Origin of the sequence: Streptomyces monticola (assembly GCF_042665355.1) — a bacterium.
In the GTDB taxonomy this organism is placed as follows: domain Bacteria; phylum Actinomycetota; class Actinomycetes; order Streptomycetales; family Streptomycetaceae; genus Streptomyces; species Streptomyces monticola.
In genome coordinates this window covers 42,752-57,712 of sequence record NZ_JBHTCF010000009.1, presented here as the reverse complement: position 1 = coordinate 57,712, position 14,961 = coordinate 42,752, and the positions used below count along the sequence as shown (strand labels likewise).

The 14,961-nt window shown below is 65.6% G+C and carries 11 protein-coding genes; 3 read left to right on the top strand and 8 right to left on the bottom strand.

From position 1 onward, the window contains the following. Positions 1-164: 164 nt before the first annotated feature. Entirely contained in the window at positions 165-1,706 is a 1,542-nt protein-coding gene (locus tag ACFQVC_RS21510; RefSeq protein WP_381832531.1) for a trypsin-like serine protease, read from the bottom strand. Positions 1,707-1,812: 106 nt separating this feature from the next. Next, on the bottom strand, positions 1,813-2,325 hold the full coding sequence (locus tag ACFQVC_RS21505; protein ID WP_381832528.1) for a hypothetical protein: 513 nt from the start codon (positions 2,323-2,325) through the stop codon (positions 1,813-1,815). 372 nt (positions 2,326-2,697) lie between these two features. Between ACFQVC_RS21505 and ACFQVC_RS21500 the strand changes: the two genes are divergently transcribed. Continuing rightward, positions 2,698-6,732, top strand: a complete 4,035-nt coding sequence (locus ACFQVC_RS21500; protein WP_381832525.1) for a polymorphic toxin-type HINT domain-containing protein — start codon at positions 2,698-2,700, stop codon at positions 6,730-6,732. A 750-nt stretch (positions 6,733-7,482) separates the two neighbouring features. Here the strand turns inward: ACFQVC_RS21500 and ACFQVC_RS21495 are convergent. After that, positions 7,483-7,890, bottom strand: a complete 408-nt coding sequence (locus ACFQVC_RS21495; RefSeq protein ID WP_381832522.1) for a hypothetical protein — start codon at positions 7,888-7,890, stop codon at positions 7,483-7,485. A gap of 491 nt (positions 7,891-8,381) precedes the next feature. On the opposite strand from ACFQVC_RS21495, the gene ACFQVC_RS21490 reads away from it, so the two are divergent. Next, the gene (locus ACFQVC_RS21490; RefSeq protein WP_381832519.1) at positions 8,382-8,774 is read left to right on the top strand and encodes a hypothetical protein; all 393 of its coding nucleotides are present in this window, start codon (positions 8,382-8,384) and stop codon (positions 8,772-8,774) included. Positions 8,775-9,528: 754 nt separating this feature from the next. Further along, the gene (locus ACFQVC_RS21485) at positions 9,529-9,951 is read left to right on the top strand and encodes a hypothetical protein (RefSeq protein ID WP_381832516.1); all 423 of its coding nucleotides are present in this window, start codon (positions 9,529-9,531) and stop codon (positions 9,949-9,951) included. A 208-nt stretch (positions 9,952-10,159) separates the two neighbouring features. Here the strand turns inward: ACFQVC_RS21485 and ACFQVC_RS21480 are convergent, their stop codons facing one another. The 5 genes from ACFQVC_RS21480 to ACFQVC_RS21460 all read right to left on the bottom strand — a co-directional run bounded on the left by ACFQVC_RS21480 (position 10,160) and on the right by ACFQVC_RS21460 (position 14,830). Continuing rightward, positions 10,160-11,167, bottom strand: coding sequence for a MarR family transcriptional regulator (locus ACFQVC_RS21480; protein ID WP_381832513.1), 1,008 nt, complete (start codon positions 11,165-11,167; stop codon positions 10,160-10,162). A gap of 154 nt (positions 11,168-11,321) precedes the next feature. After that, positions 11,322-12,224, bottom strand: coding sequence for a hypothetical protein (locus ACFQVC_RS21475; protein ID WP_381832510.1), 903 nt, complete (start codon positions 12,222-12,224; stop codon positions 11,322-11,324). Beyond that, complete coding sequence (locus ACFQVC_RS21470; protein WP_381832507.1) at positions 12,221-12,712, bottom strand: C40 family peptidase; 492 nt, start codon at positions 12,710-12,712, stop codon at positions 12,221-12,223. Before ACFQVC_RS21470 ends, ACFQVC_RS21475 begins: the two co-directional genes overlap by 4 nt. A 32-nt stretch (positions 12,713-12,744) precedes the next feature. Beyond that, positions 12,745-13,671: a C40 family peptidase gene (locus ACFQVC_RS21465; protein WP_381832504.1), complete on the bottom strand. Its 927-nt coding sequence runs from the start codon at positions 13,669-13,671 to the stop codon at positions 12,745-12,747. Positions 13,672-13,756: 85 nt separating this feature from the next. Further along, positions 13,757-14,830: an IS110 family RNA-guided transposase gene (locus tag ACFQVC_RS21460; protein ID WP_381832501.1), complete on the bottom strand. Its 1,074-nt coding sequence runs from the start codon at positions 14,828-14,830 to the stop codon at positions 13,757-13,759. Positions 14,831-14,961 lie beyond the last annotated feature (131 nt).

The following is a 14,961-nucleotide window of genomic DNA, read 5'->3' as shown; positions in this document are numbered from 1 at the left end:
GGTGCTGAAGTGGCCATGTTGGCTCGCCGTCCGGCAACCTCAGGGCGTTCGCCGGCACCCCGGCCACGGCTGTCGCCTGGTTCTGTTCTGCTCCGGCGCCTACGTCCTGACCCTCTGCGGCTTCGACGAACGCCCCATGCCGTCGGCAAGACTCCTCCGGTCTGTCAGCCGGTGGTGGGCCACATGGCGCTGCGGGTGCCCAGCTTGCCCTTGCCGTCGCCGGGGTAGAGGAAGAGGTCTCCGGTGCTGTTGATGGCGGCGAGGTCGGCTTTGCCGTCGTTGTTGAAGTCGCCGCCCATGATGACGGGGAAGCTGCCCCAGGTGGGGTCGGGCCACATGGCGTCGGCGTAGTCGAAGGTGCCCCTGGCGTTGCCGGTGTAGAGGTGCAGGTGTCCGGTTTGGGCGATGGCGGCGATGTCGTTGAGCTTGTCGCTGGTGTAGTCGCTGGTGGAGATGAGCTTCTTGTTCCAGCTGTCGTCGTGCCACACCTCGGTACGTGATCCGGTGAGCACGCCGTTGGTGCCGGTGGGGTAGGCGTACAGACGGCCGCTGGGGGCGACGCTGACCAGCCCGTCGCGGGTCCATCCCGCGGCCCGGTAGGTGGCGACGTTGGGGAAGCTGTCCCAGCTGGCGTCTTTCCACATCTGGACGGGGTTGCCGAGCTGGCCGCTGCTGGTGCCGGGGTAGAGGTGGAGGTAGCCGTCGGCGTTGATGGCGGCGAGGTCGCCCCGTCCGTCACCGTTGAAGTCGCCGCCGAACATACGGCGCTTGTTGGTCCAGCTGCCGTCGTGCTTCCACAGCTCGCGTCCGTAGCGCAGGCTGCCATTGGGCGCGGTGTAGAAGGCGTGGAGGTTGCCGTCCTTGAGGATGGCGGCGACGTCGGGGCGCTTGTCGCCGTTGAAGTCCGCCGCGGTGACCAGGTTGGTGACGTTCTGGTGCATGGTGGCCAGGCGGTTCTTGGCGACCCAGTCGGCTACGTCGTCCACGCGGGTGTCGACGGCGGAGGTGCGGGTCTCGGCCGGGTCGCTGCCGAAGCAACCTGCCTGCCAGGACCGAGTGATGACGGCAACCAGTTGCACGCCACCGTCCTTGGCGCGCAGGACGGGACCGCCGGTGTCGCCGGCGCAGGCCGCGGTGCCGTTCTGGCCGGTCATGTCGAGTGCGCCGTCTCGGACGCCGGTGGCGGTGAAGGTGCCGGTGTGCAGTTTCAGGGGCGCCCATTCGCCCTTGGTGCGGCCGTATCCCGCGATGGTGAGCGTCTCACCGGCGGTGGGCGCGTCGGTGGCGATGGTGAGCGGGGTGATGTCGGTGACCGGCTTGTCGAGGCGGGCCAGGACCAGGTCCCTGTCGCTGCGTGGGACCAGTTCGACCACCTGGCGGACGTGTCCGGTTGTGGAGGTGAGGTCGGTGCGGCCGATGGTGGCGGTGGTCGCCCGCTTGGGTTTGCCCGCGGGCACCGTTGAGGGCTGATTGGGGTCGTCGGCGAAGCAGCTCGCCGCGCTCAGCAGCCATGACTGGTCCACCAGCGCACCGGTGCAGGATCGTTCCCCGTTGCCGATGCTGAGCTTCGCGGTGAAGGGGTGCGCGCCAGCCGGGGCTTGGGAGCCGGTGACGGCTTGTGCGGAGGTGCCGGCGAGTGCACCGGTCACAAGAGTGGCCGCAATCAGACTGCTGGTCAGGGCTACGCGGGGACGGTCGTTGGACACGTTGGGATTCTCTGTTTCTTCAGTGCTGCAGGCTGAGGAGCGCAGCGGGGTGATGACGGCCGGAGTTCTCGAATCGATCTGTGCAGGCGTGTTCCAGCAGGTGGTGTCAGCCGGTGACACGGATCTCGACGAGAACGGACTGGGCGCCACCCGGGAGGCCTTCACCGACGCTCTTCCAGCCGCCCTTGGCCACATCGACGGTTGTGGTCGCGCCATTGGCGGTGAGGTCCGCGCTGATGGGGTGGGTGCCGGTCTCGAAGTAGAAGACCCGAGGGAGTTCCAGCGTGAGGTAGCCGGTCTTGGTGGTGGCGCGGAAGCAGTAGGTTCCGGCTCTGCCTGCGGCGGGATCCTCGACGGTCATCACCCTGATTTGATCAGCTGTCTGATCGCAGTCGGCCAACACAACATGCCCGTCGCCCCTCTTGAGCTTGATCCCTTTCTCCTTCAGGATCCTGTCGGCTCCGGGGTAGTTGAAATCCTCCACCGCAACGGGAGGCTGTTCCTCTGCTGCCGCTTGCGGTTCGGCCGGGCTCGAGGCGAATGCGAACGGTATGCCGATGGTCGCCGCGAGCGCGCAGGCAGCGACGGAGACAATGAAACTACGGGCGCGGGAATCCACCGAATGAATCCTTCCAGGCATGGCGCCTGCACGTTCGGAGGCCCCTCACCGAAATGAAATTTGAACGGGAAATGACTTCGGGAAGCTACGTGCCCGCCAGAGAGGGCGTCAAGTAACCGGCCTGGCAAGGAACGTGGACTTCCGCCTCATACATGACACTGCCCTAGGTTTTTGCAAGGTTCCTTCGTAAGAAACGGCAGGCGGGACATGATCCGATGCCTCGACGGAGGGATCGGGCACCCACAGGAATGGCTCATTTCATCTACCCCACAAGCGGAATTACCTCATCCGTGATGAACGACTGGGTTAAGCTCACCGCTCACTTTTCGGAGATAGGCAACTGCAGTTGCCGGTAAGTGAGATGGATGCTCTGTGAAACGAAGACTTAGCTCACTGGGTGTTGCAGGCAGGGGCACGTATTTCTTACGTACGCTGCTGATCCTGCTGCCCTTGTTCCTGACCGCCGGCCTGGTGGGCCCCGCTCCCGCCAGGGCCGTCGACGACTCTCCGGACATTGGGAAGATCGAGGCCCTGGCTGAGGCCACCCCGACCGACCGCGGCCTGATCGTCGACCACTGGAAGGAAGGCGGCCCCGGCGTCAAGGCAGCCGCGGAGGCAGCTCTGACCGGCAGTGATGCCGATGTCCAGATCTTCCTTGAAGCCGTGGACAACTTGGCCTTCCAGGACCGGCGGGTGAGTGCTGCCCAGATCGCCTCGGTAGGCGGCACAGAACTGATCACCGCTGCCCGACAAGCACTAACTGGTTCCCCGCGGGCGCTTAAGGACTTCCTGAGATGGGGCTGGGAATCCCCGATGAAGCAGGACAATCGGGTCCGGGTGGCCCAGGTCATCGCTACGAGTGGCCCCAATGTTCAGGCGGCCGGGCGTTCTGCGCTGAACGGTACGGCGGACGACGTGAGGAAGTTCCTCAATGAGGGGCAGTACGTTCAGCGTGAGCAGGACGAGCGTGTGCAGCTCGTCCAGGTCATCAGCGTGGGCGGCACCAATGTGCAGGCGGCCGGACGTCTCGCGCTGAACGGCGGCGCGGCCGACATCCGCGAGTTCCTTGAGGTCGGCCAGTTTGTGGCGCGTGCCAAGGACCAGGAACACGCCACCGTCGCGCAGTTGGCGGCCCAGGCAGAGGAGGCGGGCAGGCAGGCTGCCAAGGAGACCGTGGCCGCCCGGTCCGAATCGGAGAAGGCCGTCAAGGCCGCTCAGCTTGCCAAGGAAGCAGCGCTGAAGGCTGAGGCCGAAGCCGAAGCGGCCCAGGACGACACTGCGAAAGCGGCACGCGCCGCGGAACGCGCCGCCAAGGCAGCATCCCAGGCTGCTGTCGCCGCGCAGACCGCGATCGATGCCTCCCGCGCTGCGAGTAACTCGGCACGTGTCGCCGCGAATGCCTCCGCCCAGGCGGCAGCCGCAGCTGCCGGTGCCTCCCAAGCAGCTTCACGCGCCCGCGGCGCAGCAGCTGATGCGGCGGTGAACGCGCAGGGTGCCGACGCCGCTCGCAAGGCGGCCGAGGACGCCGAAAACGCCGCCAAGGGCGCTGACCGTGCTGCGGATGCCGCTGATGAGGCGGCCAAGGCGGCCGACGCCGCTGGCAACGCCGCGCTCTCCGCCGCGGGTGCGGGCGCGGATGCGATTCGGGCCGCCGACGCGGCTATCGAAGCCGGCAACTACGCGGGTGAGTCCAGCGCCGCCGCGCAAAAGGCACGCGCCGCCGCTGCGGCTGCCAAGCGGCACGCCGCCGAGGCCAACCGCGCCGCGTCCGCTGCCGAAGCCCTCGCTCGCAAGGCCGCCCATGCGGCACGGCAGGCACGTGACGCGGCCAGATCTGCGGCCACACATGCCAGAAACGCAGCCAAAGCCGCCAAAGAAGCTGCTGAACACGCCGGTGACGCCGCACAGGCTGCGGCCAGATCCACGGCGCACGCCAACGCCGCCACCGAGGCCGCAAACGCAGCGACCAACGCGGTGAAAGAGGCCAAGGAGGTTTACACGATTGCCCGTGAGGTGGAGGCCGAGGAATTGCTCGGCCGCACCAATGCGGGTAAGGCGCGTGCCCGAGACCAACAAGAGGCCCACGAGGACAGAATCGCCGCGCTGGCCAAGCTGGAACAGGCAGCCAAGGACCGGGACACCGAGCGCGACCGACTGCTGACTGAGGCCGACAAACCCGAGGCCGACCTGAAAGCCGTCGCAGACCAGGGCCGCAAACTGGCCATACAGGCGATGAAGGGCGGCACGTCGTGGGGGCGGGCCGCAGCTGAAGCCGGCCTGAGCGGCCCGGACGAGGTCGTCATCGACTACCTGCGCAACGGCTGGACGACCGCCAAGCAGCAGGACGACCGTTCCTATGTCGAGCGCCTCGCCGAAGAGAGCGAAGACAAGGCGGTACGGGACGCGGCTGAAGCCGCCCTGGACGGGGACGCCGCCGCCATCACGGAGTTCGTCAACAACGGCCAGTATCAAGTGGCTTCCGAGAGCATGCGCGTCGCCATCGCCCAGGTGATCTCCGGTGCCGGGCCGGTTCTCGCCGACGTCGGCCGCAAGGCCCTGGCCACCGGCGACCCCAAGAAGTACAGCGAGTTCCTGGTCACCACCCAGGCCACCGCGCGAACCCAGGACGAGCGGGTCAAGGCAGCACAGCTCGCAGCCAGCGGCGGCCCCGAGCTCCAGTCGGCGGCCCGTATCGCCCTGGACGGCTCGCCCCAGATGCTGCACGCCTTCATCACCTCCGGCCAGTACAAGGCACAGCGCAAGGACCAACTCACCGCCACCCACGTGGCCCAGGTCCGAAAGCTCATCGCGGACGCCTCGAAGATCGCAGCCACCGCGCAGAAGAACGCTGCGACCGCACAGAAGGTCGCCGCTATCGCCCGCCAAGCGGCCATCGAGGCCAACGACTGGGCGACGAAGGCCAAGAACTCCGCGGACAGGGCCGAGGAGTACGCGAAGGAGGCCGCCCAGCACGCCACGGACGCCGAAGCCTCCGCGGCAAGAGCCGCAGAATCCGCAAAGACGGCCCGCACGGCAGCGAAGAACGCCGACCTGGCCGCCTCCGACGCCGCGAAGTCAGCAGCCGACGCCACCCTCTCCTCCGAGATGGCTCAGGTCAGCGCATCCAACGCGTGGTACTACGCCGACCAGGCCCGCCAGTCCGCGCTCGCGGCAGGCAAGGACGCCAAGGCCGCACTCGAAGCGGCCACCAACGCGTTCACCATCGCAGTGAACAAGCAGCGGGAAGAACTCGAAGCGCAGCGCAAAGCCGCCATCGAAGCCAAGGAGAAGGCAAAGAACGAACCGGGCGCGCGCGCCCGCGAGATGTACCGCTGCCAGACCGCCTACGTTCCGTGCGGCACTCCGCAAGAGATCGCCCGCTGGTGCCAGCACGACCGCCTCTGGTGCGAGATCGTTGGCCAGGGCGACGAATTCGCCGACGCCATGAAGCAGCTGTGGGACGGCGCCAAGGAACTGGCAGGGCTCGGCCAGCTCGAAAACTGCCTGGCGAAAAAGGACTTCGAGCACTGCAGCGGCCTCGCGACGGACGCCCTCATCGGCGCCAAACTTAAGGCGCTGGAAAAGGCCTTTGAATCGCTGAGACTGCTGAAGCGCGGCTGCACCCGATGTTTCCTGGCCGGCACCAAGGTGCTGATGGCAGACAACTCAACGAAGAACATCGAAGATGTCAAAATCGGTGACCGTGTGGTCGCCACTGACCCAGTAAAGGGCGAGACGGCGCCGCAAGCGGTGACGCATTTGATCGTCACCGAACACGACAAGAAATTCAACGAACTCACCATCGCCACCCGCCAGGGCGAGAAGAATCTGACCGCCACGCACGAACACCCCTTCTGGTCGCCCTCGCAACAGGCGTGGGTCGAGGCTGCGGATGTCCGCCAGGGTATGACCCTGAGAACCATCGACGGCACGACGGTCACTGTCCAGGCCAACCGGCCCTTTAGTGAGCACGCCAAGACCTACAACTTCACGGTCGACGACCTCCACACGTACTATGTGCTGGCGGGCGAGACTCCGGTACTCGTTCACAACTGCAATGGAAGGGATCCTGTCGATGATGGGCTTGATAACGACACCTATTACCGGATAGATGGTGCGTACGGACCAGATGTGGCCGACGGTGTCGACTATCAAGTGCGGAGGATGCATGACCGCTCCTCCACTGCTGCGGATCACGATCTTCCTGGTATCGGGCATGATCCTGATGCGTTGGCCTCCTACTTTGCGTCGTGGCGAGGCAAGATGACGCATAGGGACACTAGGACTGGGTCGCGTGTGGCGTACGACTCCAGTCGAGGCGTGCTAATTGTGACGACTGCCAGTAACATCCACGGTTTCAGGTACAGCCAGGGTGCCTTTGAAAGTGGGAGGTATGTGACGTCATGAGGGTAAAAGTTGCAGCCACGGCGACTCGCAGTGGATTCCTCTTGCGATTGACGGAGGTACAGAAGCAGTTGATCTGCGAGACGCTTATGTTCCACGCAGATCGCCCCGATGGGGACCGTCCTTCGATCGTGCGCCTCGGTGTCGATCGTGCAAACGCTGCACGGGTAATGGAGAAAGCTTCCGGGTCGAATTCGGAGTTCCAGCTCGATGAGGTTCACGTGCTGTTTGCGGCATTGGTTTCTGCCCCAGTCTTGATGCCCTCCGAGGAAGTATTCCATGAAAGAATCGGCTTCTATCGAGAGCAGGCATTTGCGTTGGCTGGCGGTTTGGTGAGTGCCATCGGGGCAACGCCTGACTCGACCGGAGAGCCTTCCGGAAGCGCTTAACCGAGGGCTCTGCCTTCATGTATTTCCGTGAGTCCACATGGGAGTCATGAGGGCACGCAAGCGCACATGTGAAGCCCTGTCAGATCTTTTCTGACGGGGCTTCTGCGCGTCGTGGCGGCATTAGTTGACGGCAACGTCAGCGGACGGAGACGGCGCAAGGCGGCGGTTCTTCGTAGTCGGAGTGTGCCGTCTCGGTGCTCTCCGGGCGGCCGAGTGCAATGCCGAGAGTGTCGCGACGGCCTCACATCAGCGGCTGAGTCGCGCCTGGCCGTAGACGTAGATTTCGTTGAGGACGACACCCTGCGCAGACACGAGCAGCCGAAGGCTCGGTTGGTGCACTCGAATGACGGACTCGCCTAGGTGATCAGTGACCACCGCGGACCTGTGCGAACAGCGGCATCAGGGCGACGAACAGGCCGAGCGCCTCGTCCTTCTCGATGAACTCGTCTCGCATATCCACGGTGGTCAGGCGGCCGGGCTTGACCGGGCTGGTGAGGCATGGGGAGTTGTCGATGTACTCGGCGGCGAGGTTGAGCCGTTCTTGGGCGAGTTGCTTGAAATGGCCGGGAAGGACGGAAACCTCGACCCTCTTCCAAATGATGTCGAGACGCGGATCGTTGGTGGGATAGCTGTCCCTCCGATCCGTGACGCCGTGAACACTCCACCGCATGGCAATTTCCGTGCACTCGGGAGGCACGGAACTCACGCGACACCGGATCCGGCCACAGATGAGAATCGGCTGCGTGACCTTCTCCATGAGTACCGTCAGCACCAGGCGGCAGGTTCTCCTTTGGCACCCAGCACCGCATGGCCCACAGCGCTGCGCACCCGACAGCACCCCGTGGTTCGAGTCCACTGCCATCCACGATCTGGTTCCCCGAGCCGCAGGACATCGAAGTACAGCCCGCTCCCGGGGGTGTGCTGCCCGATTGGGCGGTGGACAAAGCCCGCGCCGACAACGCACGGCAAGGTGACGGGGTTCACGACTCGGGTGAACGGCGAATACAAGAGGTTCAGGATGGACTATGACGATGTAAAGGGGCCCCATATCAATGTGGAAGTCGGCAGGGGAGCTTCTGCACGTAAGTGGGCCGTGCCATGGAAGGGAGTAGAGGCCGATGTAGCGAGATTGCTTGGGGGTAACACGTGACGCTTGACGGTGTATACGGGACTAGACCCGATCTGCTGCCCCGGTCCATGGTCCGCGTGACTCGCGCAAGTCAGCAGGATGACCGACGGTTGACTTGGGTTGGGCAGCCAGGAGTGAAGCTGCTGAACCTGGATGAACATCACCGCTACGACCGCGAAAGCCTGAGTCGCTATCCGCGTAAATCTGACGGCACCATAGAATGGGCAATGGCGACTGATGGGTCCGTGCTCTGTTCGATGGACTCGGATTCCATCGATATGAGCTCTGTGATTCAGCAGTTCGCTCCACGTTCCGGCACTCTGATTTTCTTCTGGGAGAGCTTGGCGGTCCCGAGTGTGGAAATGGGGCTCGAATCCTCCCTCGCTCACCTACCAGGCATCACGGAAACCTTTCCGGAATTCTGGATCTATTCTCCCAGTGACCGGGTCGTGGTGGAGCTTTCGTTCTCAGGCGTAGTGACTGCGGCTTACGCGCCTGCGGATGCGGGAGACACGAGCTCTGCGTAAGGCGTTTGACGCCAATGCCTGCGGGCGATTGCCGCTGAGGGCGATGACTCCGTGGAGTCGTCGCCCTCGGTCAGATGGGCTCGCCTATGTGAGCTTCCATCAACTGCCCAACTGGAAATGAGAAGATCTGAGGGTCGAAATCGATGGTTCGAAAATCCGGCCCGAGATAGATCTTCATGACTCGCTGTCGCGATCTTTAGGTTTTCGGCCCTTTCTATCGAGCCAATCTCAGTGCTCTATGGGATCGCCTGTCCACGGACGTGGAACGGCCAGTCGAGATCGTCTGGAAGAAATCAGAGATAAGCAGGAGGTGCTGGGCGAAAGCGAGTTCGCAAAGATCGCGATACCCTACTTCGCGTCCAGTCGCAGAATGAATCCTTCGGGCGGTCCGATCGTTTCACGGTCACGTTCGAGTAGTCGCGAAGAGCCCCACCGAAGACGGTCTGGCCGTTACCCCCTTGTCTTGTTGAAGCGGACAAGCGGCCGATCATCTTGGAGCCGGAGCATGATGAAGCCTTTAGCGAGGCGAACTTCGCGCTGCCTCATGCACGAACACACCGGAGTGCCCTCTGGACGCGGCACCCGCCAGGCGCAGGCCGCGAGCGCCCAGCCGAGAGGGCCGGCTATTCAGCGTCGACGGAAGTAGGCGGTGTGACCGGCAGGTCCACGGGTGGTCACCGACACACTCGGCTCCTCGCTCCTTGACCAACTTGCCCAGACTGTTGGGGCGAGCTCGCCGATACGGGAGCCTCAGGTGAGCCACGACTCCGCAACGACCGGGCGTGTTATCGCGCTCGCCGCAAGCGCCATCTTGGTGGTCCTGGCTGTGGGCTTGGGGGTATCGGTTGCAGTGCAAGGGTTCTTCGACAGGCCACCTCCACCTGCTGCCGAGGTTCTCGGCAAGAAGGTCGGGCTGACGCAATACCGCCTCGAGGGCGCCTCCAGAGATAGCAAATTGACCAACAAGGAAGTCTCCCATGCGGCAGAGGGGAACTCGTGGGGCGTCAAGCGTTCCTCAAGTGCCATACGCGTAATAGTGCGCTATGCGTCAGAGGGGATGAAAGCTGATCACACCTGTTACCAGTTCGAGCTACCTATCCCACTCACTGCTGAAGTAGAGGTTGAGAGGACGAGGCTCGACGGTTGCAATGGTGTTGATCTCGACACTGAGAAGTAGTCTCACCCGTTACCGCGATCTGACGTTCGAAGCGTTTTCCTTCGATTGGGGGACAGGGATCTGTTCCCAATTCTCGACAGCCAGTAGAAATTTGGGCACTGGCTCATGAGTGCTAATCGGGGCGTTCGAGGGCTCTCGTGTGGACGATCAAAGGGCCGCCAATGCCGACTGGTCCAGCATCGACGGCCCTGGGGAGCCTACCGCCCTGTCACTCCACCGACTTGGCCTCGGTCGCGCTGATCGCTACGAACCGTCGGGGATGCACACTCGCCTGACGGACCAGCCCCTGCTTCACTAGCCGGTCCAGCGCATTGCTGATCGCCCCCGACGATGCCTCCAGCCTCCGCGAGATACCCGTCGGCCCCCACTCCTCGCCGGGCCGCTCGCACAGGAACTCCAGTACCCGTTCGCGCAGTTGCCCTGGCGCCCGACGCTTCTTACCGGACGGCACCACCGGAGTCGACCGGAAGCAGGGTTCGCCACCCTCCATGCCGTCGCGCACGACGCGATGCTCGGCGGTCAGCTCTTCGAGGACGGTCCTCACTGCGTTGTCAGTCACTTCAGGCCCCGCTGCGTCGCCGGATGGACCGTGCGCATCGGCAATCACTCCCAACGCCTTCTCGATGACGCGGCCGATCCCGTCCGCTGTGAACCTCTCACCGGGGTGGGCGTTTAGGTGATTGATGACGAGCTGCCTCAAATCTTCGGGCGCCAGCGGCCTCTTCCCGCTGGACGGATCGACCGTCTCCTCAGCAGCGGTCGATGCGGACCCCAACGGCCCTTGGTTGTCGCCGGGGACCGCACTGGCGGCTCGATCCTCGGCCGCCTCGTCGGCAGTTGGCTTGTTTTTCCGCTGCCCATCAGCTTCATCCCCGCCCTCGACGCTGGGTTCGCCGGGCTCCGTCTCGTCCGGGACCGCAGCCTCGGACGCGTCGGTGACCTGGCCCATCAGCGCGGGGCGCCAGTGGTCGGGCGTACGGCGTGCGCCCTCGTGGCCGCCGGGTTCGCGGATGGCGAGCCCTTGCTTCTCCAATACGGCCAGGGCGCTGGTGGCAGTGGAGCGGCCGAAACCGGCCGCGAGGGCGAGTTCGGCAGCGGTGGCGCCAGGGGCGGCGACGAGCTCGGTGTAGATACCGGCGGGTGCGCCGGTCAGACCGGCCAGCGGTTCGGGCGGCGGTACCGGTCGGAAAGAGCGCACGGTGTTGGTGTCGGACATGGTGGGGCCTCGTTTCCGGGAGCGATGGTCGTGTAGGCCCCGGCCGGGGTGCGTCTGCGAGAGCAGATGCGGGTGCTCGGCGGGCGCGTGCGCATCGCGGGATTCCCGGCGGGCACGACCATGGACGCTCGACCGGCCCGACAAGTCAAGCGGCCTATCTTCCCTGTTCCAGAGCGTTCTCCCGGCGGGTTTCGTGCCGCGGTGCACCTTCCGGGTGCAGGGCGTCGAGCTGGGTGCGCAAGGAGCGTGCGCGGACCTGCCCAAGGTGCAGTTGGCGGCGCAGCTGCCGGATGCTGATCGGTCGGCCCGTGTGCGCTCTAGCAGCTTCGTCGAGGGCTCGGGCGCGGTTGAACAGGCCGCCCTCTGGGGCGCGTTCGGGACAGGGAAGGGGTTCTTGGCCAATGGGAGGGACTTCGTCGGCGCTGTCGGCCACGTCCGCCCACGTTGGTCCGTCAGACGACGAGAGGGCCGTGCCATCTGACGCCGGCGAGCGTCCTGCGCCAGGACGCTGATGTGCGGGTGCAGCGGGGAGCGGCGGAGGTGCGGTGTACTCCGTATCAGGTGCGACCTGCACCTCAATGCCTCGTCCTGCTCCGAAGCCCGGGTGCGCCAGGTCCGCCTGCACCCCGGCGATGATGCGGCGGTACGCGGCAATGGTCTCCGTGAGAGCGATGAGGAGCAGAGGCGGCATCAGGTGCAGAACCACACCGGCCACGTCGGCTTCGCGAGGCCAGCCGATGCTCCCGTCGGGCCAGAGCGAAGTCCACACGTTCAGCAGCGCCGCAGCCAGTCCCGCACCCCACCTCAGCGCCGTGGACCAGCCCGGTGGTCGGATACCCCAGGCCCCGAGGCGGGCGTCCGCGTACAACACGGCGGCGAGCGCGAGCGCCACCATGGGATCGAGCAGTACCGCGATGGCCAGCGGAACACCTTGTCCCACGGCGAAGAGGGTCACGTTGGTCGCGGTAAAGACGAGCGTGAGGACGGCGACAGCGCCCAACACCCGCGTCAGAGTGCGCAGCAGGTTCGCAGTCTCGGCCCGGCTGGGTTCGCTCATCGCGGGCCTCCGCGGGCAGCGGGCCGGGTAGCACCCTGGAAATCGTTCCGTGCGGCGAGACGAACAGCGCGTTCACGGATCACTGTGCCCGGGCGAGGTGCGTCGATCATGCGGCCGTCACCGCTGTAGATCCCGACGTGCGTGATGCGGTTGGGGCCACTGCCGAAGAAAAGCAGGTCCCCTGGCTGGATTTGGCTTCCCCGAGGAACGCGGGGCCCGTGGTCGAACTGGGGCTGCGCGACGCGCGGAATGGTGATCCCTGCCGCACGATAGGCAGCTTGGGTCAGCCCAGAGCAGTCGAAGCCGCCCTCGGACGGTCCGTCACCGCCCCAGACGTATGGGGTGCCCAACTGGGAGCGAGCAAAGGCAACCGCCTTGGCAGCAGCACCCGTTGTAGATAGGGCGGCGGAGTAGCGGTTGGCGATGCGGCGGACCTCGGCTACGTAGGTGTGGGAGTGGTTGATGCTTCTAACGAGCGCAACTTGCATGGGAGTCCCTCGTGTTGTGCGAGGTTCGGGTGTCACTGAGTGGGGCGGGTGGCGCCCCAGAAGTCGGTCCAGTGGTAGTTCTCGATGCGGACGACGGAGCGGCGGTTCGGGGCGTTGATCATCTGGTTGTTGCCGATGTAGATGCCGACGTGGTGGAGGTTGCCGAGGCGGCCGAAGAAGACCAGGTCGCCGGGCAGCAGCGGCTTGCCGCGGGGGACTTTGCTGGTGGCGTGGTACTGGGCTTCAGCGACCCGCGGCAGAGTGATACCGGCTTTGGCGTAGGCGGCCTTGGTCAGACCGGAGCAGTCGAAACCGCCCTCGTGTGGTCCGTCGCCGCCCCACTGGTAGGGGGTGCCGAGTTGGGCGTGGGCGAAGGCCACGGCGATCGCTGCGCGCTGGTTCGGCGCGGCGGCGTGGGCCGCCTGCGCCTGGTATCGGTCGGCGATGTCCAGGACCTGGCGTACGTAGGTGCGTGAATGGTTGTAGCTGTAGATCGCGCCGGACAGGTTCTTGCCGTTCCTGGCGCCGTTCGCGCACAGCATGCGGGCCGCGGCGAACACCGCGTCCACCGGGTCCCACGGCGTGGGCGGGCGCTTTCCCCCAGGTGGGACGGGGTATGCGTAGGCCGGAAAGGTGGTCGGCATAAACTGCATCGGCCCGATCGCACCGGCCGAGGAGACCATGGTGGGGTGGCGGGCATGGTCGGTTTCGACCTTCCCGATCGCCGCGAGGATGGTCCAGGACAGACCGGGGCATTCGGGGGCGGCGCGCTGGTAGAGGGCCAGCATTCTCGGCGGGATGTCGGACAGCGCGTACTTGCTCGGCGCGGCATCGGTGCCGCCTGCCGGGCCGGGTATGAACGAGCCGACCAGCGCCGCGACGATGAGCGCGGCGAGCAGCGGCAGGGCAAGGACGGCACAGCCGATGCCGCCGACGGTCTTGGCCAGGGTGTGAGACATGCCGCTCACCTCCGAGCTGAGCGGTTGCGGGCAGGCCGAGATGGCCGCGCGGCGTGAGTGCGGCACGGCTCGAGGGAACAGTGGGTCAGCGGGTGGGCAGCAAGGTGAGGTGCCGGGCGGGTGGTTCGGGCAGTGGTGGCGCGGTCAGTGGCAAGGTCTTGAGGACCTGGTAGACCTCGCGGGCGAGGTAGCGTTTGAGGCAGCGGATGGCCTCGCGTTTGGACTTGCCTTCGGCGATGCGGCGGTGGAAGTAGGCCATGGTCGGCGGGTGTTTCTGGCCGATGCGCACCAGGATCACGCGGTGCAGGGCCGCGTTGGCGCTGCGGTCACCGCCCCGGTTGAGGCGATGCCGACTGGTCTTGCCGGAGGAGGCCTCGATCGGGGCGACGCCGCACAGGTTGGCGAATGCGCCTTCCGAGCGCAGTCGTCCGGGGTTGTCGCCGACCGCGACCAGCAAGGCGCCGAGGGTTTCGGGACCGAAACCGAGCCGGTCCAACAGGTCCGGTGCCGTCTGCTGGACCAGCGCGGTGATCTCCTCGGTGAACGCAGCCATCTCGGCCTGCAGGGCCTGATAGCGCACCGCCAGCCGACGCAGCGCGAACTCGGTGGCCGCTCCCGGACTGTTCAGTGGGCCGAAGTCCAGATTGAGACAGGCGTCGATGAGCCCCTTGGGGCCCAGGCCGGCGAGTTCGTCGCGCAGCTCGGTCGGCGCGGTGACCACGAGCGACTTGATGGTGTTCATGCAGTCCGTCGACGCCTTGACCGCACCCCGGCGGGCGACCTGCAGAGTGCGGATCATCTCCGCGGTCCCGTCAGCGGTCTTCGGAACGATGTCCACCGTGCCGGACAGCACCGCCATGGCCGCGGCATCCGCGTCCACCCAGTCGTTCTTGCCTCGGCGCCGACGTGCCGCCTTGTTGGGCTGATTGATCTCCCACACGGTGTAGCCGGTGTCGCGCAGCAGCTGCACCAGGCCGCGGCCGAAGGAGCCGGTGCACTCGATCCCAAAGGCGCGGATCGGGCCTAACTCCTCGGCCCAGGCCAGGAGTTCGCGCAGACTGGCGGCGTCGGTCCCGAACGATGCCTGGTCCAGACGGCGGCCCAGCAAGTCGCGCGCGGCGGCGACGTGTACGTGTTTGTGTGTGTCGACGCCGATCACGACTCCGGGAGCGGATTCGGGCGTGGCGACAGAAGGTGAAGTGACCATGAAGTCCTCGTACGAGCGGTGGGATGGACTGGCCCTGCCGGTCAGGCAGCGGACAGTACTGCGATGAGGCACCGGGGCCAGGC

Bases quoted from the DNA above. Each gene is read 5' to 3' on its own strand.
- ACFQVC_RS21465 (WP_381832504.1), bottom strand. From the start codon at position 13,671: ATGTCTCACACCCTGGCCAAGACCGTCGGCGGCATCGGCTGTGCCGTC.
- ACFQVC_RS21480 (WP_381832513.1), bottom strand. From the start codon at position 11,167: ATGTCCGACACCAACACCGTGCGCTCTTTCCGACCGGTACCGCCGCCC.
- ACFQVC_RS21470 (WP_381832507.1), bottom strand. From the start codon at position 12,712: ATGCAAGTTGCGCTCGTTAGAAGCATCAACCACTCCCACACCTACGTA.
- ACFQVC_RS21475 (WP_381832510.1), bottom strand. From the start codon at position 12,224: ATGAGCGAACCCAGCCGGGCCGAGACTGCGAACCTGCTGCGCACTCTG.